The organism is Rhizobium sp. CBN3 (genome assembly GCF_030518245.1).
In the GTDB taxonomy this organism is placed as follows: domain Bacteria; phylum Pseudomonadota; class Alphaproteobacteria; order Rhizobiales; family Rhizobiaceae; genus Rhizobium; species Rhizobium aethiopicum_A.
Map to the genome: position 1 here is coordinate 19,179 of NZ_JAULSE010000015.1, position 22,102 is coordinate 41,280.

At 61.1% G+C, this 22,102-nt stretch carries 19 protein-coding genes; 11 read left to right on the plus strand and 8 right to left on the minus strand.

The window, feature by feature from the left end:
- Window positions 1-44 precede the first annotated feature (44 nt).
- Window positions 45-809: a GntR family transcriptional regulator gene (locus tag QWJ46_RS21400; RefSeq protein ID WP_302753697.1), complete on the minus strand. Its 765-nt coding sequence runs from the start codon at window positions 807-809 to the stop codon at window positions 45-47.
- The gene (locus QWJ46_RS21405) at window positions 806-1,690 is read right to left on the minus strand and encodes an N-acetylglucosamine kinase (RefSeq protein ID WP_302753699.1); all 885 of its coding nucleotides are present in this window, start codon (window positions 1,688-1,690) and stop codon (window positions 806-808) included. The genes QWJ46_RS21400 and QWJ46_RS21405 overlap by 4 nt, the downstream gene beginning before the upstream one ends.
- A 526-nt stretch (window positions 1,691-2,216) precedes the next feature.
- Here QWJ46_RS21405 and QWJ46_RS21410 point away from each other — a divergent pair.
- The 5 genes from QWJ46_RS21410 to QWJ46_RS21430 all read left to right on the plus strand — a co-directional run bounded on the left by QWJ46_RS21410 (window position 2,217) and on the right by QWJ46_RS21430 (window position 7,559).
- Window positions 2,217-3,476 carry an ABC transporter substrate-binding protein gene (locus QWJ46_RS21410; RefSeq protein ID WP_302753701.1) on the plus strand — a complete coding sequence of 420 codons (1,260 nt, stop codon included), beginning with the start codon at window positions 2,217-2,219 and terminating at the stop codon, window positions 3,474-3,476.
- Window positions 3,477-3,692: 216 nt separating this feature from the next.
- The gene (locus QWJ46_RS21415) at window positions 3,693-4,640 is read left to right on the plus strand and encodes a carbohydrate ABC transporter permease (RefSeq protein ID WP_184459283.1); all 948 of its coding nucleotides are present in this window, start codon (window positions 3,693-3,695) and stop codon (window positions 4,638-4,640) included.
- 9 nt (window positions 4,641-4,649) lie between these two features.
- Entirely contained in the window at window positions 4,650-5,489 is an 840-nt protein-coding gene (locus QWJ46_RS21420) for a carbohydrate ABC transporter permease (RefSeq protein WP_097597924.1), read from the plus strand.
- The gene (locus QWJ46_RS21425; RefSeq protein ID WP_184459282.1) at window positions 5,486-6,547 is read left to right on the plus strand and encodes a Gfo/Idh/MocA family protein; all 1,062 of its coding nucleotides are present in this window, start codon (window positions 5,486-5,488) and stop codon (window positions 6,545-6,547) included. Before QWJ46_RS21420 ends, QWJ46_RS21425 begins: the two co-directional genes overlap by 4 nt.
- Before the next feature lie 10 nt (window positions 6,548-6,557).
- Complete coding sequence (locus QWJ46_RS21430) at window positions 6,558-7,559, plus strand: ABC transporter ATP-binding protein (protein WP_302753704.1); 1,002 nt, start codon at window positions 6,558-6,560, stop codon at window positions 7,557-7,559.
- A gap of 69 nt (window positions 7,560-7,628) precedes the next feature.
- Here QWJ46_RS21430 and QWJ46_RS21435 read toward each other — a convergent pair whose 3' ends face one another.
- From QWJ46_RS21435 to QWJ46_RS21455, 5 genes are all read right to left on the minus strand, one after another.
- Window positions 7,629-8,690 (minus strand): ABC transporter ATP-binding protein, encoded by a 1,062-nt coding sequence (locus QWJ46_RS21435; protein WP_302753706.1) that lies wholly within the window; start codon window positions 8,688-8,690, stop codon window positions 7,629-7,631.
- Between the two features lie 12 nt (window positions 8,691-8,702).
- On the minus strand, window positions 8,703-9,491 hold the full coding sequence (locus tag QWJ46_RS21440; protein WP_085778821.1) for an ABC transporter permease: 789 nt from the start codon (window positions 9,489-9,491) through the stop codon (window positions 8,703-8,705).
- Entirely contained in the window at window positions 9,488-10,381 is an 894-nt protein-coding gene (locus QWJ46_RS21445) for an ABC transporter permease subunit (RefSeq protein ID WP_302753708.1), read from the minus strand. The genes QWJ46_RS21440 and QWJ46_RS21445 overlap by 4 nt, the downstream gene beginning before the upstream one ends.
- A gap of 72 nt (window positions 10,382-10,453) precedes the next feature.
- Complete coding sequence (locus QWJ46_RS21450) at window positions 10,454-11,557, minus strand: ABC transporter substrate-binding protein (RefSeq protein ID WP_302753709.1); 1,104 nt, start codon at window positions 11,555-11,557, stop codon at window positions 10,454-10,456.
- A 189-nt stretch (window positions 11,558-11,746) separates the two neighbouring features.
- On the minus strand, window positions 11,747-12,619 hold the full coding sequence (locus QWJ46_RS21455) for a MurR/RpiR family transcriptional regulator (RefSeq protein WP_302753710.1): 873 nt from the start codon (window positions 12,617-12,619) through the stop codon (window positions 11,747-11,749).
- Window positions 12,620-12,795: 176 nt separating this feature from the next.
- On the opposite strand from QWJ46_RS21455, the gene QWJ46_RS21460 reads away from it, so the two are divergent.
- The 6 genes from QWJ46_RS21460 (at window position 12,796) to QWJ46_RS21485 (ending at window position 20,422) form a co-directional block, all read left to right on the plus strand.
- Window positions 12,796-13,566, plus strand: a complete 771-nt coding sequence (locus QWJ46_RS21460) for an N-formylglutamate amidohydrolase (protein ID WP_302753712.1) — start codon at window positions 12,796-12,798, stop codon at window positions 13,564-13,566.
- A 119-nt stretch (window positions 13,567-13,685) separates the two neighbouring features.
- On the plus strand, window positions 13,686-15,242 hold the full coding sequence (locus QWJ46_RS21465; RefSeq protein ID WP_302753714.1) for an amino acid permease: 1,557 nt from the start codon (window positions 13,686-13,688) through the stop codon (window positions 15,240-15,242).
- Window positions 15,243-15,387: 145 nt separating this feature from the next.
- Window positions 15,388-16,752, plus strand: a complete 1,365-nt coding sequence (locus QWJ46_RS21470) for a glutamine synthetase family protein (protein ID WP_184459274.1) — start codon at window positions 15,388-15,390, stop codon at window positions 16,750-16,752.
- A 206-nt stretch (window positions 16,753-16,958) separates the two neighbouring features.
- A complete protein-coding gene (locus QWJ46_RS21475; RefSeq protein WP_302753717.1) occupies window positions 16,959-18,344 on the plus strand; it encodes an aldehyde dehydrogenase family protein in 1,386 nt (461 codons plus the stop codon).
- The gene (locus QWJ46_RS21480; protein ID WP_302753843.1) at window positions 18,344-19,495 is read left to right on the plus strand and encodes an iron-containing alcohol dehydrogenase; all 1,152 of its coding nucleotides are present in this window, start codon (window positions 18,344-18,346) and stop codon (window positions 19,493-19,495) included. The genes QWJ46_RS21475 and QWJ46_RS21480 overlap by 1 nt, the downstream gene beginning before the upstream one ends.
- A 228-nt stretch (window positions 19,496-19,723) precedes the next feature.
- Window positions 19,724-20,422, plus strand: coding sequence for a ParA family protein (locus QWJ46_RS21485; RefSeq protein WP_302753719.1), 699 nt, complete (start codon window positions 19,724-19,726; stop codon window positions 20,420-20,422).
- Window positions 20,423-20,498: 76 nt separating this feature from the next.
- Here QWJ46_RS21485 and QWJ46_RS21490 read toward each other — a convergent pair whose 3' ends face one another.
- Window positions 20,499-21,899, minus strand: a complete 1,401-nt coding sequence (locus QWJ46_RS21490; protein WP_302753722.1) for a L,D-transpeptidase — start codon at window positions 21,897-21,899, stop codon at window positions 20,499-20,501.
- Between the last annotated feature and the right edge of the window lie 203 nt (window positions 21,900-22,102).

The following is a 22,102-nucleotide window of genomic DNA, read 5'->3' on the forward strand; positions in this document are numbered from 1 at the left end:
TTCGATCCCCGAACTATTCGTATAATTTGGATAAGCTCAAGCCGTCAGGTCACCCCGATCGTCAGCTCGGCCACGAAGTCATAAGCGTCGCCGCGATAGAGCGAGCGGGTGAATTCGACGGCGCGGCCGGAGCCGAGATAGGAGATGCGTTCGATCGACAGGCCGGCCGCACCCACGGAGACGCCGAGAAGCTGGGCATCGGCTTCCTTCATATTGGTCGCCGAAATGCGCTGGACGGCGCGGACCGGACGGACGTTGAGGCGTTCGAGTTCGGCGTAGAGCGAATTGGTGACGGCGGAGGGATCGGGGAGGAATTCGCCGGAGACGCTGGCGTTCTCGATCGCCAGCGGCTGGTCGTCGGCGATGCGCAGGCGCGAGAGGCGCGAAACCTTCAAGCCCGCCGCGAGGCCAAGGATCATCATCTCGTCGGGTGAGGGGGTGTGGATGCCCTTATGCAGCCATTCCGAGCGGGAGGACATGCCGCGGCGCGCCATGTCTTCGGTGAAAGAGGTGAGCTGCGACAGGCGCTGCTCGACCTTGGAGACCGGCTTGGCGACAAAGGTGCCCGAGCCGTGGCGGCGCACCAGCAGGCCCTCGGCGACGAGTTCGTCGATCGCTTTGCGCACGGTGACCCGGCTGACGGCGGCAAGTTCGGCGATGTCGCGCTCCGGCGGGAGCGCGTCGCCGTGACCAAGCGTGCCTGCGCGCACGGCCTCTTCGAGCGTGCGGCGCAGCTTGACGTAGAGCGGGCCGGTGCCGGCCGCCTGCAGGCGTTCCAGGGAGAGGATTGTGGCGAGATCGTCGGTCATGCCGCACCTCGCTGTCGCTCGTTCAGGAGCTTGACCGCAAGTTCCACCGCGCCGTGAAGGGCATCGTTTTTCGGTTTGGCAAGCAGCTGTCTGTAGCGTTGGGAAAGCCAGGGCTCATAGGCTTCCGCAAGGCCGCCAAGCAGGCAAATTGACGGGCATCCGGGCCAGAGCAGCGCTTCAAGGCTTTCGCCGATCGCCGTTGCCGCGTCCGTGACGATGCCGACCGCGACCGCATCGCCGCTCGTTGCATGTTCGAAGACGACAGGCGCATAACGGGCAAAATCCGTCGGTCTTGCCGAATGCGCAAATTCGACGATGCGCTCGGGATCATCGCCATATTCCGCCAGGATCGCCTCAGTCATCGGCGATGCCGGGCGCACGCCGTCATGGGCGAGCAGCGATCGTTCCATCAGGTCGCGGCCCAGGCGAGCGCCGCTTGCCTGGTCGCCAACGACGAAGCCCCAGCCGCCGATGCCGTTCAGCCGACCATCTTTCCGGGCGTTATAGACCGAGCCGGTGCCGAAGGCGCCGACGATGCCGTCGGCATCGCCGAGTGCGCCCTGCAGGGCGATCAGCGCGTCGGTAACAACGCGGCCTTCGGCAAAGGGCAGGGCGTTTTCGATTCGCTGGCCATAATCCGTGACATTAGCGCCGGCGACACCGACGACCGCTGCGACGGAGGAAATGGTTTCCGCGGCGAGCCCAGCATCGCTGAGTGCCAGCCGGGCGGATTCGGCAATATTGAGAAGAGAGTTTTCCAGATCGGACAGAATATTCGCCGGGCCTGATTTGCCGCGGCCAATGATAGTGCCGTTTCTGTCCGCGACCGCGGCCCGGCAGCTCGTCCCGCCGCCATCTATGCCGATTGCAAGCTCTGTCATCGGACCTCCGAATACGCCGTTCCCACCTGTTTTTCATACAATACCAAAAAAATACCATTTACCAAGTGGGAACGGTGGAGAAATTGCACCTTTTTATCTAATTGATTTTCTTTGATAAAAATTTTTAATGAAACCTTTGAGGCCAAAAAGTTAAAATTCGTCTGGACAATTGGTATTTTTTTGGCCTTAATTCAGTAAAAGGGAACAGCGTTTCGAAGCCCACGAAAACCGGCAGCAAAATCAAGCCGGAACCGCTTCGAGGATGACTGCCAGAATGCCAGCGGCCCTGTCGGGCCGACGATGGAATTCAGGCATCCATCGGCTTTCCCATTATTTTCGGCGCGTCCGGTGCGGGTCACCGAAAAGCGCGCAGTCCGGCCGCAGGCGATCCGCTTTCGGTCCATCGAGCTTTCGGGGCCGGCTTCGCTGGCGGTCCTCCAAGGGGCATTGGGTGTTTCCTCAGACACGCCAATTGCTTGTTTCAGATCGAAAACGGCGCCTTCGGCGCTAAAAACAGGAGAGGGAAATGAAAAACACTGCTCTGAAAAGCTTGCTGCTTGCCTCAAGCCTGCTGACGCCGGCAGGTCTCGTCCATGCCGCCGACGTCACGCTGACCGTCGAAAGCTGGCGTAACGACGACCTGCAGATCTGGCAGGAGAAGATCATTCCGGCGTTCGAAGCGAAAAACCCGGGCATCAAGGTCGTCTTCTCGCCGACCGCGCCGACCGAATACAACGCGTCGCTGAACGCCAAGCTCGATGCCGGCTCCGCAGGCGACATCATCACCTGCCGCCCATTCGACGCCTCGCTCGAACTCTTCAACAAGAAGCAGCTCGTCGACATCACCAGCCTGCCGGGCATGGAGAATTTCTCTCCGGTCGCCAAGGCCGCCTGGACGACCGACGACGGCAAGTCGACCTTCTGCGTGCCGATGGCTTCGGTCATCCACGGCTTCATCTACAACAAGGATGCCTTCGACAAGCTTGGCATTTCTGTGCCGAAGACGCAGGACGAGTTCTACGCAGCCCTCGACAAGATCAAGGCCGATGGCACCTATATTCCGCTCGCCATGGGCACGAAGGATCTCTGGGAAGCCGCCACCATGGGCTACCAGAACATCGGCCCGAATTACTGGAAGGGTGAAGAAGGCCGCGCAGCCCTGATCGCAGGCAAGCAGAAGCTGACCGATCCCGAATGGGTCAGGCCCTATGAAGAGCTTGCCAAGTGGAAGCCCTATCTCGGCGACGGTTTCGAAGCCCAGACCTATTCCGACAGCCAGAACCTCTTCACGCTCGGCCGCGCCGCGATCTACCCGGCCGGTTCCTGGGAAATCGCGCTCTTCAACACGCAGGCGCAATTTAAGATGGGCGCCTTCCCGCCGCCGGTTCCGAAGGCCGGCGATCAGGGTTATATCTCCGACCATCCGGATATCGGCGTCGCCCTGAACGCGAAGAGCACGCATGCCGAGGAAGCCAAGAAGTTCCTGAGCTGGGTCGCTTCGCCCGAGTTCGCCGATATCTATGCCAACGCGTTGCCGGGCTTCTTCAGCCTGAACTCCAACCCGGTGAAGATGTCCGATCCGCTTGCTCAGGAGTTCGTCTCCTGGCGCGGCCCGTACAAGTCGACCGTGCGCTCGACCTACCAGATCCTGTCGCGCGGTACGCCGAACCTCGAAAACGAGACCTGGGTGGAATCGGCCAACGTGATCAACGGCACGGATACGCCGCAGGTCGCCGCCGAGAAGCTGCAGAAGGGTCTCGACAGCTGGTACAAGCCGGCCAAGTGATGTGGTGAGGGGCGGCGTTTGCAGCCCCTCATCCGGCCTGCCGGCCACCTTCTCGCCGCTTGCGGGGAGAAGGATACTCGCAGCGACCTCCCAGCCCGATAGAGCATCTCTGCAGGGCGTTCCCTTTCTTCCCGGGCGGCAGAGAGTTGGGGTGAGGCGCAACGTTTTTCATCTGCGCTGCGCCTTGCGGCCAGTCGACAAGAACAGGCAAAAGCCATGAGCGAAACCGACAACGTGGCCGATATCGTCCCGATCAAGCGCCCGGTGCGCTGGCACATTTTCGTCTTCATGCTGCCGGCCGTGATCGTCTATTCCGCCGTCATGGTGCTGCCGCTGATCGAAACGCTGAGGCTCTCGCTCTACAATACGGTCGACGGTCAGCCGGCCTTCGTCGGCCTGGCGAATTTCAAGGTGCTGTTCGGCGATCCGCGCTGGGCGCATGATTTCTGGAACGCACTCGTCAACAATGTCGTCTTCTTCGCCATCCACATGTGCGTGCAGAACCCGATCGGCATTGCGCTTGCAGCCCTGCTTTCGGTGCCGAAGCTGCGCGGCGTCGCCTTCTACCGCACGGCGATATTCCTGCCGACGCTGCTCTCCTTTGTCATCGTCGGCTTCATCTGGAAGCTGATCCTGTCGCCGATCTGGGGTGTGGCGCCCTGGATGCTCGATCTCATTGGACTGAAATTCCTGTTTGCGCCGTGGCTCGGCAAGCCGGGTTCGGCGCTAATTGCCGTGTCGCTGATCTCCAATTGGCAATATATCGGCATTCCGATGATGCTGATCTATGCAGCGCTGCTTAGCATTCCCGAAGAGGTGATCGAGGCTGCCGAATGCGACGGTATTACCGGCTGGGCCCAGTTCTGGAAGATCAAGCTGCCGCTCATCCTGCCGGCGATCGGCATCATCTCGATCCTGACCTTCGTCGGCAATTTCAATGCCTTCGACCTGATCTACACCGTGCAGGGGGCGCTTGCCGGGCCTGACATGTCGACCGATATTCTCGGCACGCTGCTCTACCGCACATTCTTCGGTTTCCAGCTGCAGCTCGGCGACCGCTCAATGGGTGCGACGATTGCGACCGTGATGTTCCTCATCATTCTCGCCGGCGTTTCGCTTTATCTCTTCGTCATCCAGCGACGCATGCGTCGCTACCAGTTCTGAGGAGCACGCATGTCTAAGGCACGCACATCTCCCATCCGCACCGGCCTCGTGCATCTGGCGCTCGGCGCCTATACGCTGGTCGCGCTGTTTCCGGTGTTCCTGACCATCGTCAATTCATTCAAGGATCGCAACTCGATCTTCCGCGAACCGCTGATGATCCCGACGCCGTCGACCTTCAGCCTCGTCGGCTATCAGACGGTGCTGGGGCAGGGCGATTTCGCCACCTATTTCCAGAACAGCTTCGTCGTGACTGTTGTCTCGATCCTGCTGGTGCTGCTGTTCGGCGCCATGGCCGCCTTCGCTCTGTCTGAATATCGCTTCCGCGGCAATCTGCTGCTCGGGCTCTACATGGCGATTGGCATCATGATCCCGATCCGCCTCGGCACGGTGGCGATCTTGCAGGGCATGGTGGCGGCCGGCCTCGTCAATACGCTGACGGCACTCGTTCTCGTCTATACCGCCCAAGGCATACCGCTCGCGATCTTCATCCTGTCGGAATTCATGCGCACGGTTTCGGACGATCTGAAGAATGCCGGGCGGATCGATGGCCTGTCCGAATATGCGATCTTCTTCCGCCTGGTGCTGCCGCTGGTGCGCCCGGCCATGGCGACGGTCGCCGTCTTCACGATGATCCCGATCTGGAACGACCTCTGGTTCCCGCTGATCCTGGCGCCGGCCGAAAGCACCAAGACGGTGACGCTCGGCTCGCAGATTTTCATCGGTCAGTTCGTCACCAACTGGAATGCGGTGCTGGCGGCGCTCTCGCTCGCGATTCTGCCTATCCTGATCCTCTACGTCATCTTCTCGCGCCAGCTGATCCGCGGCATCACGTCGGGAGCCGTCAAATGAGCCAGGAGAAACCGATCCGCGTCCTCGTTGCCGGACTGGGAAATATGGGCCGCAGCCACGCGCTCGCCTATCACAACAATCCCGGTTTCGAAATCGTCGGTCTCGTCAACCGCTCGACGCCGGCGCTGGAGCCCGAACTGCGGGGCTATACCATTCACCCCGACTTTGCGACGGCGCTTGCCGAACTGAAGCCGGACCTCTGCTCGATCAACACCTATTCCGACAGCCATGCCGATTATGCCATCGCCGCCTTCGAGGCCGGCTGCCATGTCTTCGTGGAAAAGCCGCTGGCGACCACCGTCGCCGATGCCGAGCGGGTCGTTGCGGCAGCGGAGAAGGCGGGGCGCAAGCTGGTGATCGGCTATATCCTCCGCCATCATCCGTCCTGGATGAAGCTGATCGAGGAGGCGCGCAAACTCGGCCCGCCTTACGTCTTCCGCATGAACCTCAACCAGCAGTCCAGCGGTCCGACCTGGGCGACGCACAAGTCGCTGATGCGCACGACCTCGCCGATCGTCGATTGCGGCGTGCATTATGTCGACGTGATGTGCCAGATCACCGACGCCAGGGCCATCGAGGTGCGCGGCATGGGGCTGCGCCTCTCTGATGAGATCGCCGCCGACATGTATAATTACGGTCAGCTGCAGGTGCTCTTCGAGGACGGTTCGGTCGGCTGGTACGAGGCCGGCTGGGGGCCGATGATCTCGGAGACCGCCTTCTTCGTGAAAGACGTGATGTCGCCGAAGGGGGCGGTGTCGATCGTCATGGATCCGAACGCCAAGTCCGACGACATCGATACGCACACTAAGACCTCGGTGATCCGTCTGCATACGGCCGAAACCGGCCCGGACGCCAAGTTCATCCGGCCCGACCAGGACATGAGGATGACGGGCGAGCCCGGTCATCAGGCGCTTTGCGACCTGGAACAGGCCTTCATGCTGAGGGCGATCCGCGAGGATCTGAACCTCGATCGCCATATGGCGGATGCGGTGGCGTCGCTGCGCATCTGCCTTGCCGCCGATGAGAGCGTGCGTACCGGCCAGCCGGTCAGATTGTAAGGGAAAAATAGTGGGATCGCTTCAACTCAAATCCATCCGCAAGACCTATGGCACGCATGAGGTGCTCAAAGGCATCGACCTCGAGGTCAAGGACGGCGAATTCGTCATCTTCGTCGGGCCGTCGGGCTGCGGGAAGTCGACGCTCTTGCGCAGCATCGCCGGCCTCGAAGACGTGACCTCGGGCGCCGTCGTCATCAACGGCCGCGACGAGACGCTGACGCCGCCGGCCAAGCGCGGCATCGCCATGGTTTTCCAGTCCTATGCGCTTTATCCGCATCTGACGGTCAAGGACAATATGGGGCTTGGCCTCAAGCAGGCCGGTACGGCCAAGGGCGAGATCGACAAGCGCGTCGGCAAGGCTTCCGGCATGCTGTCGCTCGCGCCTTATCTCGCACGCCGACCGGCCGAGCTTTCCGGCGGCCAACGCCAGCGCGTCGCCATCGGCCGCGCCATAGTGCGCGAACCGGAACTCTTCCTGTTCGACGAGCCGCTGTCGAACCTCGATGCGGCGCTGCGCGTCCAGACCCGGCTTGAAATTGCCCGGCTGCACCGCGGCCTGAAGGCGACGATGATCTACGTCACGCACGACCAGGTCGAGGCGATGACGCTCGCCGACAAGATCGTCGTGCTGAATGCCGGCGCGATCGAGCAGATCGGCTCACCGATGGAGCTATACAACCGCCCGGCCAACGTCTTTGTCGCCGGCTTTATCGGCTCGCCGCAGATGAATTTTATCGCGGGCGAAAAGGTGGGCGATCACAGCGCCAAGACGATCGGGGTACGGCCGGAACATATGACGCTGTCGCGCGAGCAGGGGACGTGGGGTGCGAAGGTCGTGCATGTCGAGCATCTCGGCGCCGACACGATCATCTATCTCGAATCCGAGCAGTGCGGCCTGCTGACGGCGCGCCTTTTCGGCGAACATCAGTACGAGCCGGACGAGATCGTTTACGCGACGCCAGACCAGGCGCGCGTGCATCGCTTCGATGCGGACGACCGGGCGATCCGCTGAACGAATCCATTATCGAAAAAATAAGGCGCCGTTTTGCGGCGCCTTTTGCATAAGCGGTATCCCGCAACATCAATCGCTGATGACGAGCAAGTCTGCCGCCATGAAGCGCAGCGTCACGGTTTCTCCGGCCTGCGGCGGGGTGACGCCCGGGCTGTTGAACATATCGAAGGAGATGACGTTGCCGCCGACATTCATGCGGGTGCGGATGACCGAACCGAGGAAGTGAGCCGAGACGACCTGGCCGGTCAGCGCCGTATCGCTTCTGGCGGTGTCGGAGAGCGAGCCTGCCTCCGGACGCAGCGCCAGCGAGATGGTTTCGCCCACCTTGTGGCCTGCAACGGACTGCTTCAGCGTGATCTTCTGATCGCCGATCTGGATGAGGTTGGTACCCGGGTCGACGATCTTGGCCTCGATCAGGTTCAGCGTGCCGACGAAGGAGGCGACGAAGCGCGTGGCCGGCTTGTTGTAGATGTCGAAGGGCGAGCCGATCTGATCGGCCTTGCCGGCGTTCATGACGACGATGCGATCGGAGATCGACAGCGCCTCTTCCTGGTCGTGGGTGACGAAGACGGTGGTAATGCCGAGCTGCTGCTGGATCTGGCGGATTTCCTCGCGCAGCGACACGCGAATTTTGGCATCGAGGGCGGAGAGGGGCTCGTCGAGAAGCAGCACCTGCGGTTTGACGGCAAGCGCGCGGGCAAGTGCGACGCGCTGTTGCTGGCCGCCCGACAGTTGATAGGGATAACGGTCGGCGAGATGATCGAGCTTGATCAGGCCGAGCATTTCCTTGACGCGGGCGTCGATCTCGGGCTTCGGCGCGCCGGCAACCTTGAGGCCGAAGGCGACGTTGTCGTGCACGGACATGTTGGGAAAGAGCGCGTAGGCCTGGAAGACCATGCCGATGTTGCGCTGGTTCGGTTTCAGCGCGCTCTGGTCCTTGCCGTTGATGGTCAGCGTGCCGCCGGTCGGAGTTTCGAAGCCGGCGATCATGCGCAGGACAGTTGTCTTGCCGCAGCCCGACGGTCCGAGGAAGGAAATGAACTCCCCCTTCTCGATGTTCATGTTGAAATTCTTGACGACCTGAACCGGGCCGAAGGACTTCTGGATATTGTTGAGTGTGAGAAAAGACATGAGCCGGTTACCTTAAGCCTTTGCCGGGCGGGCTTTGCCGAAGCGGGAAACGAGGTTGAGCAGGCCCATGCTGAGCCAGGTGATCGAGAAAGCGATGACGGCGAGCGCCGAAGGCTCATAGGCCTTGTTGGCGCCGACGAGCTGCAGGTAGGGGCCGAAGGCCGGGCGGTTGAGCAGGGCGGCGAAGGTGAATTCGCCCATGACGATCGCCAGCGTGATGAAGGCGCCGGAGAGCACGCCGCTCATCACGTTCGGGAAGATGCAGCGGAACATTATAGTCGTCCAGCGAGCACCGAGACTTTCGGCGGCCTCCGTCAGCGTGCGCACATCGATGGCGCGCATGGCGGTATCGACGGCGCGGTACATGTAGGGCAGGGACAGCGTGATATAGGAGAAGACCAGCAGGGCGTTGGTCCCTGTCGTCGAACCCGTCAGCGGCAAGTAGGATGACGAATTATACATTCTGAGGTAGCCGAAGACGATGACGATCGCCGGAATGACGAGCGGCAGCAGCGTGATGAACTCGACGACGGGACGCATCTGCGGCAGGCGCAGCCGCACCCAATAGGCCGTCGGCACCACGAGCAGCATGCCGAAGACGATGGTGAGCAACGCCATCAGCATGGAATAGCCGAAGGTCTCGCGGAACTGAATGTCCGAGAAAACCGACTGATAGGCGTCGAGGCTGTATTCGCCGCGGCGCATGCGCAGCGAAAATTCGATGGTGCCGATCAGTGGGATGATGAAATAGGATGCGCCGAGAATGATGGCGATCCAGGCTCCGAGACGTTGTGTTTTCATTTCTGCCACCGCTCGGCGCGCATACGCAGCATGAGATAAAGGATGTTGGAGACGCCTGTGATGACGATCATGCCGAGAGCGATGGCGTAACCGAGGTTGGCATTGTGCAGAACGTCTCCGCGGATCTGCGCGTAGAGCAGGATCGGCACGATATTCAGCGAACTGCCGGTCAGCGCGAAGGCGGTGGCGATGGCGCCGAAGGCGTTGGCGAAGAGCAGCAGAGTCGTGCCGAGCAGGCTCGGCCAGAGGATCGGCAGGGCGACCATCGTCCAATATTGGCGGTTGGTGGCGCCGAGGATTTGCGATGCTTCGCGCCATTCCTTCTTCATGCCGTCGAGCGCCGGCGTCAGGATCAGCACCATCAGCGGGATCTGGAAATACATGTAGGTGATGGTGAGGCCGAGGAAAGACAGCAGGTTGAAACCTGTGCCATAGAGATTGAAGCCGAACCATTCCCGCAGGAAAACCGTCACGAGCCCGGTGCGGCCAAGTGTTGCGAGGAAGGCGAAGGCGAGCGGCACGCCGGCGAAATTCGAGGCGACGCCGGAGAAGGTCAGAAGCGTCGAGCGCACCGAGGCGGGCAGACCGCCGAGCACGACGGCCCAGGCAAGGAAGAAGCCGATCAGCGCGCCGCCGAGGGCGGAGGCGACGGAGACGCGAATACTGATCCAGTAGGCGCTGATAATGGATGGAGTGAAGAGATCGCCGAGATTCTTCAGCGTTAAATCGCCCTCGGGCGTCAGGAACGCGCCGGCCACGAGATAAAGCGTGGGGATGATCAGGAACAGCAGGGAAAAAATAATGAAGGGTGCAATACCCAGCCAGTCGATCACGCGGTCTTTGTTGATCAAGGGGGCGCTGCTTACCATCGGTGTTGAAACGGTACTCATGGAAAGCTCATCCTGGGGCGTCGGAGTGAGAAAGCCTCCCCGCCTTTTTGGGCGGGGAGGCAGGATCGGAGATTACTTGACGGCTGCGCCGACGACGGAATCCCAGTTCTTGGTGATGGTTTCCTTACCGGCAGCCTGTTCTTCGAGCGTCGGGAAAACAGCCTTTTCATAGGCTGCCGCCGGCGGCAGCTTGTCGAGCAGGTCCTTCGGGATCTTGTTGTTCTTGGCAAGATCGTTGAAGCGGATCGGGTGGCAATAGCCCTTCAGCCAGCCGAGCTGACCTTCGTCGGAATAGAGATATTCCATCCAGAGCTTGGCAGCGTTCGGGTGCGGAGCGAAGGCGGAGATCGCCTGGACATAGACGCCGGCAACGACGCCGGTCTTCGGAACGACGACTTCGAACGGAGGATTGCCCTTCAGGCTTTCACCCCACGAAAGTGCGTTGTAGTCCCAGGCGACAATGATCGGCGTGGAGCCCTGCGCGAAGGGCGCAGCCTTGCCGACGACAGGCACGAAGTTGCCAGCCTTGTTGAGTTCGGCGAAGAACTTCAGGCCTTCTTCGCCTGCCTTGGCTGCATCACCGCCGGACGCGGAAAGGCCAGAGGCATATACGCCCTGGACGGCCTGATTGGCCGTGCGCGGGTCGCCGGCGAGTGCGACCGTGTTTGCATAGTCGCTCTTCTTCAGGTCGGCCCAGTCTGCCGGCGATTCCTTGACGAGATCCTTATTCACGAGGAACGAGAGAACGCCGTAATAGTCGCCGTACCAGTAGCCTTCGGCATCCTTTGCGGAATCCGGGATCGAGTCCCAGGTGGAGACCTTGTAGGGCTGGATCAGGCCGTCCTTCTTGGCGGATGGGCCGAAGGAGAGGCCGACGTCGATGACATCGGGAGCCTGCGGGCCGGTGTTGCCCTTGTTGGCCTTGATGGCTTCGACTTCGTCGCCCGAACCGGCGTCCGGGTTCAACTCGTTGACTTCGAGGCCGTACTTGGCCTTGAAGCCGGCAATGACGTCGCCATAGCCGCACCAGTCGTGCGGAAGGGCGATCGTGGTCAGCGTGCCTTCCTTTTTGGCGGCGGCGATCAGTTCAGCGCTCGGTTCTGCGGCAGCAATCGCGGTCGAAGCCACGATCATCGCAGTAGAAAGCGACAGGAGTCGAGAAAGATTAGAGATCACTGTTGTTCTCCTTCGGGTTTTCAGTGTCTGGCGATGCTGTTAATCAGCTTACATGAAGCTTGTGTGACGGTTGGATGACGTTAATTTTGCCGGAATAGCAGGCGCTTTTGACAGATGTTTCATTTGCGACTGCATTGCTCACTTCCGCCAAATCCGTCATAGTTTTCCCTCTCTTTTATTCTTGTCCTCCTAACCGGGTTTGCGAAAAAGCTTGGTCTGTTCGAACAGGCCTTCCAGGGTCTTCATGCGTTCCTTCGTCTCATCCCAGGTGGAATTTTGAACGGCCTCGATCAGCGCCTCGACGATGAAAAGAGTGACGACGGACGAATCCCAGGCTGAGGGCGCCTCGATCCGCACACGGAAGGCATGCCTTGCCAGCTTGGCGGCGGGCGAGCCCCACTGATCGGTGAAGACGACGATTTCGGCGCCGCGCTTGCGGGCCGCGGTCGCAAGGCTGACCATTTCCTGCTCATAGCGGCGGATGTCGAAGATGATCAGGATGTCGCCGGTATTCATGTTGAGGGCATATTGCGGCCAGCTGCTGGAATTGGAGGACAGCAGTGTCGTGGCAGGCCGGATGACCTGCATATGCGTGAAGAAATATTCGGCAAGGGCGCCGGTGATGCGGCCACCGACAAAGTAGAGGCCGCGCTTGCGGTCCGACAGCAGCGAGGCGACGCTGTCGAAGGTCGCGGTGTCGAGATCGGTCAGCGTCTGACGCAGATTGCCCATGATGGCATCGGCGAAACGGTTGAGGATATGGGTTCCCGGCGCATTCTGCGCCCAGCGATCGTGCTTGGCAATCGGGTTGGAGATCGTCGCTTCGACTTCCAGATGCAGGTGCGCCTGAAAATCCGGATAGCCTTTGAAGCCGAGCTTCTGCACCATCCGCACGACGGTCGGCGTGGACACGCCGGCATTCTCTGCGATGGTGGTAATACTGCCGAGGCCGGACACCGGATAATTGTCGAGAAGGCTTTCAGCCAATTGTTTTTCGGCGCGCGTCAACAGCCCGAAATGCGAGTGTATGACGTCCGAAACCGTCTTTGACGCAACTGTCACCTAATCTTGCTCCCCGGGATGGTCTAGCGCCACTTTCCCAACCAAAGTTAACAACGCTGTCATAATCCATGTCAACCGGTGTCATGAAAAGAATTTTTCAGAGGATGCTTGACAGTGATCGAAACCTGAAGAATTCTTTTCTTATAACATTTTATTAATGGATAGGAGTGGCGCCTTTGGTGCTGGCCCGGCCGAAAATCCTCAGCGAAGCGGACGGCAACTGCGTCGGGATCGAGCGCGTCGGCGGCCAGAGCCCGGTGTTGCTCGTCTGCGAGCACGCTTCCAACGCGCTTCCTGTCCGCTTCGGCGATCTCGGTTTGCCAAGTGAAGCACTGTCGAGCCATATTGCGTGGGACCCCGGCGCGCTCGCCGTTGCCCGCGTCATATCGCAAGCACTCGACGCAACGCTCGTCCACCAGCGCTTCTCCCGACTCATCTACGACTGCAACCGGCCGCCGAGTTCACCGGGCGCCATGCCGGAGACCAGCGAAATCTATGCCATTCCCGGCAACAAAGATTTGACCGCCGAAGAACGCCTGGCGCGCACCGATGCGCTCTACGTGCCTTTTCACGACGCCATTCGCGAGCTGATCCGCGATCGCCGGGCGAGGGGGCAGGACAGCATTCTCGTGACGATGCACAGCTTCACGCCGGTCTATCACGGCCGGCAACGCGCCGTCGAACTTGGCATACTGCACGACGAAGACAGTCGGCTTGCCGACCGCATGCTGGATGCTGCGGCTGAATCGCCGCTTTACAGGACTGAACGCAACCAGCCTTACGGGCCGCAGGACGGCGTGACCCACACGCTGATCCTGCACGGGCTTTCGAACGGCTTGCGCAATGTGATGATCGAGGTCCGAAACGACCTCATCGCAGACGATGGCGGCCAAAGGGTCATGGCCGACTATCTGACAGGACTTCTCCAGCACAGCCTGGAAGCCTGAATAAAAAGAAGACCCGAGGGAGCAGTTTATCTGCGGACGTCCGCACGGCGAAAATGCCGCGGGCAATTGGCACTGAACCGGCCCGCAATCCCGCGGCCGGTCGTGAACAGGGGGAAGTCATGTCGGATTATACCGATCTGGACAAAAAGCAGGATGTGCACATCCTGCATTCGATGGGCTATGCCCAGGAACTCGAGCGGCGAATGAGTTCATTCTCGAATTTCGCCGTATCATTCTCCATCATCTGCATTCTCTCCGGCGGCATCAATTCGCTGGCGCAGGCGACCGCGGGCGCCGGCGGAGCCGCGATCGGCATCGGCTGGCCGGTGGGATGCTTCATCTCGCTCGTCTTCGCCGTCGCCATGGCGCAGATCAGCTCGGCCTACCCGACGGCGGGCGGCCTCTATCACTGGGGCTCGATCCTCGGCAACCGCTTCACCGGCTGGCTAACCGCCTGGTTCAACCTGCTCGGCCTCGTCACCGTGCTCGGCGCCATCAATGTCGGCACCTATTATTTCTTCATGGGCTCCTTCGGCACCACCTATCTCGGGCTGACGGACACGACGACGGTGCGCATCGTCTTCCTCGTCGTCATCACCGGCGCGCAGGCGCTCGTGAACCACATGGGTATCGGCCTGACCGCGAAGCTGACCGATTTTTCGGGTTATCTGATCTTCGCGAGTTCGATCGCGCTGGCGGTCGTCTGCCTGCTGGCGGCGCCTTCCTATGAGTTCGGCCGTCTCTTCACCTTTGCCAACTATTCCGGCGAAGTCGGCGGTAACGTCTGGCCGTCCACCTCGGGCACCTGGGTCTTCCTGCTCGGCCTGCTTCTGCCGATCTACACCATCACCGGTTATGACGCCTCGGCGCATACGTCGGAAGAGACGGTCAAGGCAGCCGAGTCGGTGCCGCGCGGCATGGTCGCCTCGGTCCTGTGGTCGGCGCTGTTCGGCTATATCATGCTGTGCGCCTTCGTGCTCATGCTGCCGAATATGGACGATGCGGCGAAGCAGGGCTGGAACGTGTTCTTCTGGGCGATGGATAGCCAGGTGAACCCGATCGTCAAGGACATCCTATATCTGGCGATCCTCGTCAGCCAGTGGCTGTGCGGCCTTGCGACCGTCACTTCGGTCTCTCGCATGATCTTCGCCTTCTCGCGTGACGGCGGACTGCCGGCCTCCAAGGCACTGTCGAAGGTCAGCCCACAGTACCGCACGCCGGTAGCTGCGATCTGGACCGGCTCGATCCTGTCGGTGCTGTTCGTCTGGGGCTCCTCCCTCGTATCGATCGGCGACACGCCGGTTTACACGATCGTCGTCTCGTGCACGGTCATCTTCCTGTTCTTCTCCTTCGCGATCCCGATCACGCTCGGCCTCTTCGCCTGGGGCACTTCGAAGTGGGACAAGATGGGTCCGTGGAACCTCGGCGAAGGTGTCTTCAAGCTCTTTGCCGTGCTCTCAATCATTGCGATGATCCTGATCTTCATTCTCGGCATCCAGCCGCCGAATGAATGGGCGCTCTATATCACCGTCGGTTTCCTCGTGGTCACCGCGATCGTCTGGTTCGGGTTCGAGAGCCGGCGCTTCAAGGGGCCGCCGATCGGTGCCGACGTGGCGAAGCGCCAGGCCGAAATCGCGGCAGCAGAAGCGGCCGTCGGCGAAAGCGGCGAACGTTAAGCATCGAGGCCTCCTCTCAAATGGCGGGGCCGCGTCCGGCGGCCCCATCACCGGCTCAACGAAAAGGCATCAGGCCATCACCCGGCCAATCGCATGCGATTTCGTTGCCCCGATTTTCTCAATTCCAATGTCAGGCGGATCAATCATGAGCAGCTACACAATCGACGATCTCAGGAAGGATGTTGCCGAAGGGCGCATCGATACGGTTCTGGCCTGCCAGGTGGACATGCAGGGCCGGCTGATGGGCAAGCGCTTCCAGGCGGAATATTTCGTCGAAAGCGCCTGGAAGGAAACGCACAGCTGCAACTACCTGATCGCCACCGACATGGAGATGGAAACCGTCTCCGGCTACAAGGCGACGAGCTGGGAAAAGGGTTACGGCGACTATACGATGAAGCCGGATCTTTCGACGCTGCGCCGCATTCCCTGGCTCGAAGGCACGGCGCTCGTGCTCTGCGACGTGCTCGATCATCACACCCATGAGGAAGTCGCCCATTCGCCGCGCGCAATCCTGAAGAGGCAGGTGAAGCGCCTCGAGGACATGGGCATGAAGGCCTATATGGCCTCGGAGCTGGAATTCTTCCTGTTCGATCAGAGTTACGAGGCGGCGCATGCCTCAGGCTACCGGAATCTGAAGCTCGCCAGCGCCTATAACGAGGATTACCACATCTTTCAGACCACCAAGGAGGAAGAGGTGATGCGGGCGATCCGCACCGGGCTGCAGGGCGCCGGCATCCCGGTCGAAAACTCCAAGGGCGAGGCTTCGGCCGGTCAGGAGGAGATCAATGTGCGTTATGCCGACGCGCTCGCGATGGCCGACCGGCATGCGATCATCAAGAACGGCTGCAAGGAAATCGCCTGGTCGAAGGGCAAGGCCATCACCTTCCTGGCCAAGTGGAACTACAATGCCGCCGGCAGTTCCTCGCATATCCACCAGTCGCTCTGGAGCCTCGAGGAAAAGCCGCTGTTCTTCGACCATGCCGGCAAATACGGCATGTCGCCGCTGATGCACAATTACGTTGCCGGGCTTCTCGCCCATGCGAGCGAGATCACCTATTTCCTGGCGCCTTACATCAATTCCTACAAGCGCTTCATGGCCGGCACCTTCGCGCCGACCAAGGCGATCTGGAGCAAGGACAACCGCACGGCCGGCTATCGTCTCTGCGGCGAGGAGACCAAGGGTATCCGCATCGAGTGCCGGGTCGGAGGCTCCGATCTCAATCCCTATCTCGCCTTCGCCGCGCTGCTTGCCGCCGGTATCGACGGCATAGAGAACAAGCTGGAGCTCGAAGCCCCCTTCGTCGGCGACGCCTATGGCGGCAAGGACATTCGCGAAATCCCGCGCACGCTGCGCGCAGCAACGACTGCAATGACGGAATCGGCGATGCTACGCAAAGCTTTCGGTGACGACGTCATCGACCACTACACTCGTGCTGCCGAATGGGAGCAGGAAGAATACGACCGCCGCATCACCGATTGGGAAGTGGCGCGGGGTTTCGAAAGGGCTTAGTACGGGATTGCGGGTTGTTTGCCCCTCACCCTAACCCTCTCCCCGTTTTACGGGGAGAGGGGACGTGCCCTGCGAGACGTTGGCGAGGAACGGAGAGGTTGCGGCCATCCCCCTTCGCCCCGCGTGCGGGGAGAAGGTGCCGGCAGGCGGATGAGGGGCTATGCCCTCGACGAAATTTTTGATCAATACGAGGACAGGAACCGATCATGGCAATGATCCAATGCATTTCACCGGTCGACGGATCGGTTTACGCGGAGCGCGCAGCACTTTCGCTCGACGCCGCCAAGGACGTGGTGGCGCGCGCCCGCAAGGCGCAGAAGGCCTGGGCGAAACAGCCGCTTGAAGAGCGTGTCCAGCTTGTCCTGAAGGGCGCCGCACGGCTGAACGAGATGTCCGACGTCGTCGTGCCGGAGCTTGCCTGGCAGATGGGCCGGCCGATCAAGTATGGCGGCGAATATAAGGGCTTTAACGAGCGCTCCAACTATGTCGCCTCGATTGCGGCGGATGCGCTGGCGCCGCTCGTCGTCGAAGAGAGTGATCGTTTCGAGCGCCGTATCGAGCGCGAGCCGCACGGCGTCGTCTTCGTCGTCGCACCCTGGAACTATCCCTATATGACGGCGATCAACACGATCGCTCCGGCACTGATGGCCGGCAATACCGTGGTGCTGAAACATGCCTCGCAGACATTGCTCGTCGGCGAGCGGCTGGTGCAGGCCTTTATCGAGGCCGGCATTCCCGAAGATGTGTTCCAGAACGTCTTCCTCGACCATGAAACGACGTCGGCGCTGATTGCCGCCGGCAGCTTCAACTTCGTCAACTTCACCGGATCGGTCGAAGGCGGCCGCTCGATGGAGCGGGCCGCCGCCGGCACCTTTACCGGCCTCGGCCTCGAACTCGGCGGCAAGGATCCAGGTTACGTCATGGAAGACGCCGATCTCGATGCGGCCGTCGACACGCTGATGGACGGTGCGACCTACAATTCCGGCCAGTGCTGCTGCGGCATCGAGCGCATCTATGTGCACGAGTCTCTCTATGACGCCTTCGTCGAGAAATCGGTTACCTGGGTTTCGAACTACAAGCTCGGCAATCCGCTCGATCCGGAAACTTCGCTCGGGCCGATGGCGAACAAGCGTTTCGCCAAGGTGGTGCGCGAGCAGATCGCCGAGGCGGTTTCCAAGGGCGCCAAGGCGCTTGTCGATCCGAAGCTTTTTCCCCAGGACGACGGCGGCGCCTATCTCGCGCCGCAGGTCCTCGTCGATGTCGACCATTCCATGGCCTTCATGCGCGAGGAGACCTTCGGTCCGGCCGTCGGCATCATGAAGGTGAAGAGCGACGAGGAGGCGCTGGCTTTGATGAACGACAGCCAGTACGGGCTGACGGCTTCGCTCTGGACCAAGGATACCGAACGGGCGGCGCGGCTTGGCCGCGACATCGAAACCGGCACCGTCTTCATGAACCGCGCGGATTATCTCGATCCGGCGCTCTGCTGGACCGGCGTCAAGGAGACCGGCCGCGGCGGCTCGCTGTCGATCATCGGCTTCCAGAATCTGACGCGTCCGAAATCCTTCCACCTGAAGAAAGTCACAGCATGATCAGCAGCAACATCACCGCAAACTGGAGCTATCCGACATCGGTCAAGCTCGGCCGGGGCCGCATCAAGGAGCTGGCCGACGCCTGCAAGAGCCTCGGCATGAAGAAGCCGCTGCTCGTCACCGACCGCGGCCTCGCCTCGATGGCGATCACCAAGACCGCGCTCGATATCCTCGAAGATGCCGGCCTCGGCCGGGCGATCTTCGCCGACGTCGATCCGAACCCGAACGAGAAGAACCTCGAGGCCGGCGTTAAGGCCTTCAAGGATGGCGGCCATGATGGCGTCGTCGCCTTCGGTGGCGGCTCGGGCCTCGATCTCGGCAAGTGCGTTGCGTTCATGGCCGGCCAGACGCGGCCGGTCTGGGATTTCGAGGATATCGGCGACTGGTGGACACGTGCGAGCCTCGAAGGCATCGCCCCGATCGTCGCGGTGCCGACGACGGCGGGCACCGGTTCGGAAGTCGGGCGCGCCAGCGTCATCACCAATTCCGTCACGCATGTGAAGAAGATCATCTTCCATCCGAAGTTCCTGCCCGGCGTCGTCATCTCCGATCCGGAACTGACGGTCGGCATGCCGAAAATCATCACCGCCGGCACCGGCATGGATGCCTTCGCCCATTGCCTGGAAGCCTATTCCTCGCCGTTCTATCACCCGATGTCGGCCGGCATCGCGCTGGAAGGCATGCGCCTCGTCAAGGAATTCCTGCCGCGCGCCTATCGGGAAGGTACCGATCTCGAAGCCCGCGCCAACATGATGTCGGCCGCCGCCATGGGCGCGGTCGCTTTTCAGAAAGGGCTCGGCGCCATCCATGCGCTCTCGCACCCGATCGGAGCCGTCTACAACACCCATCACGGCATGACCAATGCGGTTGTCATGCCGGCGGTGCTGCGCTTCAACCGCGCCGCGATCGAGGAGAAGATCGGCCGGGCAGCCGCCTATCTCGGCATATCGGGCGGCTTCGACGGCTTCTACGACTATGTGCTGACGCTTCGTTCCGAGCTCGGCGTGCCGGAGACGCTGACGGCGATGGGAATCGCGCCCGACCGCATCGACGAACTGTCGGCCATGGCGATCGAGGATCCGAGCGCCGGCGGCAATCCGGTGGCGATGACGCTCGAAAATACCAAGGCGCTTTTCAAGGATTGCTTCTGACAAGATCGCGGCGGACCTGCAGACCGGCCCGGAAAGCTCTTGCTTTCCGGGCCTTTTCGTCTCGGAAACATCCTGAATTTTAGGGATGTGAAAAATACAGGCTGCAATTTCGCCGCGCGCGTTCGCAATTTGTTAACCATGATTGTAAAGGATGGGTTAACCGCACGATGCTCCGACAGTGCGCACAAGAGCGATGCCGACTCGCGCCATTTCCTCCGAGGACCGAACATGCCAGTCATTACATTCGCAAATACCAAGGGCGGCGCCGGCAAGACGACCGCTGTTCTGCTGCTCGCGACCGAGCTTGCCCGTCAGGGCTATCGCGTGACCATTCTGGATGCCGATCCGCAGCATTGGATTTCACGCTGGCACGAGATATCGGGGCACGTGCCCAATATTTCGGTGATCGACTTCGTGACGACCGCCTCGCTGCCGCAGCATATCAGCGAGAACAAGCATAATACCGACTATTTCATTGTGGATCTGCCGGGCGCCCGCAATCCGCTGCTTGCCACCGCCGTCGGCCTTTCCGATCACGTGCTGATCCCGATCCAAGGCTGTGCCATGGATGCGCGCGGCGGCGCGCAGGTGCTCGAACTGTTGCAGTATCTGGACGAGAAGGCGGGCATCAAGATCGGTCATTCGGTGGTGCTGACCCGGGTCAACTCGATGGTGACGACGCGGGCGCTGCAGCTCGTCAAGTCGCTGCTCAGCGAGCGGCACGTGCCGGTGCTGGACACTGCGATCATCGAACGTTCGGCCTTCCGCGACATCTTCGACTGTGGCGGCACGCTGCAGACCATGGACCCCACGCGCGTCAGCAATCTCGGCAAGGCGCGTGAGAACGCCACCTGTTTCGCCGACGAAATCGTGCGCAAGGTGCCTGTTCGGTTGACAGCCTCGGCTCGCATGGCGACAGCGGCCTGAATACCCAAGCATTGAAACAGAAAGGCTGTCGGAGCGATCCGGCGGCCTTATCGTTTGTGACCAGTTTGGCTTTGGCTCAGTCGACGAACTCGACCGTTACGCCGGGTTTGACCATTTTCGCAAGCTCGGTTGCATCCCAGTTGGTCAGGCGAATGCAGCCGTGGCTCTGGGTGCGGCCGATCTTGGAGGGCTCCGGCGTGCCGTGGATGCCGTAGGTCGGCCTGGAAAGCGCCATCCAGACGGTGCCGACAGGGCCGTTCGGGCCTGGGGGAATGTTGAGGATCTTGTCGTTGGCGCCCTGCTGAAAGTTGATCTTCGGGTTGTAGGTATAACCGGGATTGAACGCGACGCGCTCGACCGTCACCGTGCCGGACGGGGAGGGGGTGTCGGTTGAGCCAATCGAAGCCGGGTAGGCGGCGATGAGATTGCCGGCGCCGTCATAGGCGAAAACCTGTTTGCGCCCCTTGTCGGCGATGATGCGGGCGACCTCGCCGGTCTTCGCTTCGCCGGGATTGACGACCTTGATCACCGTGCCGGGAACGCTGAAATCGGCGCCGGGGTTCATCTCCTTGAGGAAGGCCTCGTCCATATGGAAACGCTCGGCGAGCATTTCAGTGGTCGAGGTATAGGCGAGCGACGGTAGCAGCGCCTTATGCGAATAATCTTCCGGGATCTCCGCGACGAAGGGGCCGGCGGCATCGGCCGGCGTGATCGTATAGGTGACGACGGGCAGGCCGCCGTTCATGCGCAGCTCTTCCAGAATGGCATCGGTGTCGTTGGGGTCGAGCTTTGACCCCGTCATCTGGTCGTAAGCATAAATGCCCTTGGTGACGTTCGAGCCCATGTGCCCGTCAATGACACCGGGAGAGATGCCGGCGCGGTCGAGGAAGACCTGCAGCGCGACGATCTCGGGCTTCGACTTGTTCTTCAGGGTGATCACGGGCTCGTCAGGTGCTGCCTTCGGCGCATCGGCGGGCGGGATCTGCTGATCGGGATCGATCGAGGCGTAATCGTCGCCCGACTGCGGATTGCCGATGCTGTTATCGTCCGGATAGGGCTCCTCGCCGAGCGGCAGGCGCTCGATCGCTGCGTCGCGCGGAATGCCGCCGGTGACGGCGCCACGCTCGGAATAACGCGTGTCGCCATAGGGGTTGTCGTCGGCATAGTAAGGATCGTTGCCGCCTTGGTCGGCATAGACCTCGCCTGGACGGGACCGGGGCGGATAGTAACCGCGGGCGCGCATTTCGGTGGCGACGACGTTGCCGTAGGCGTCGATCAGCACGCGGTTGCCGCTGCGGTCGCGGGCATAGGCAAAGCCGCGGGGGACATAATCGAGGATTTCGCCGTTCGGAGTGACCAGCACGACATCGCTCTGGCGGCGGTCACGAAACTGCTGCGCGCCAGCCTGTGGTGCTGCAGCCGAAACGGCTGCCAGCAGGGCCGCAAGCGAAAATGCCGACTTCAAAAAGCGATTCACGTCTCACACCTCGAACAGTGACTGGCCGACACACACCCGCGAATTTTGACGCTAGTGTGGAATTTATGAAAGCGTGCTGAACAAAATATGAAAATCCCTAAGATTTCCTTTTACTCATAAACGTTTGCATCCTTGTGTCCGTTCCGCAAAATCCACGGTTGCGGCAAAAGCGCAAGAGGAGAACGCCGCCGATTGACGAAGGC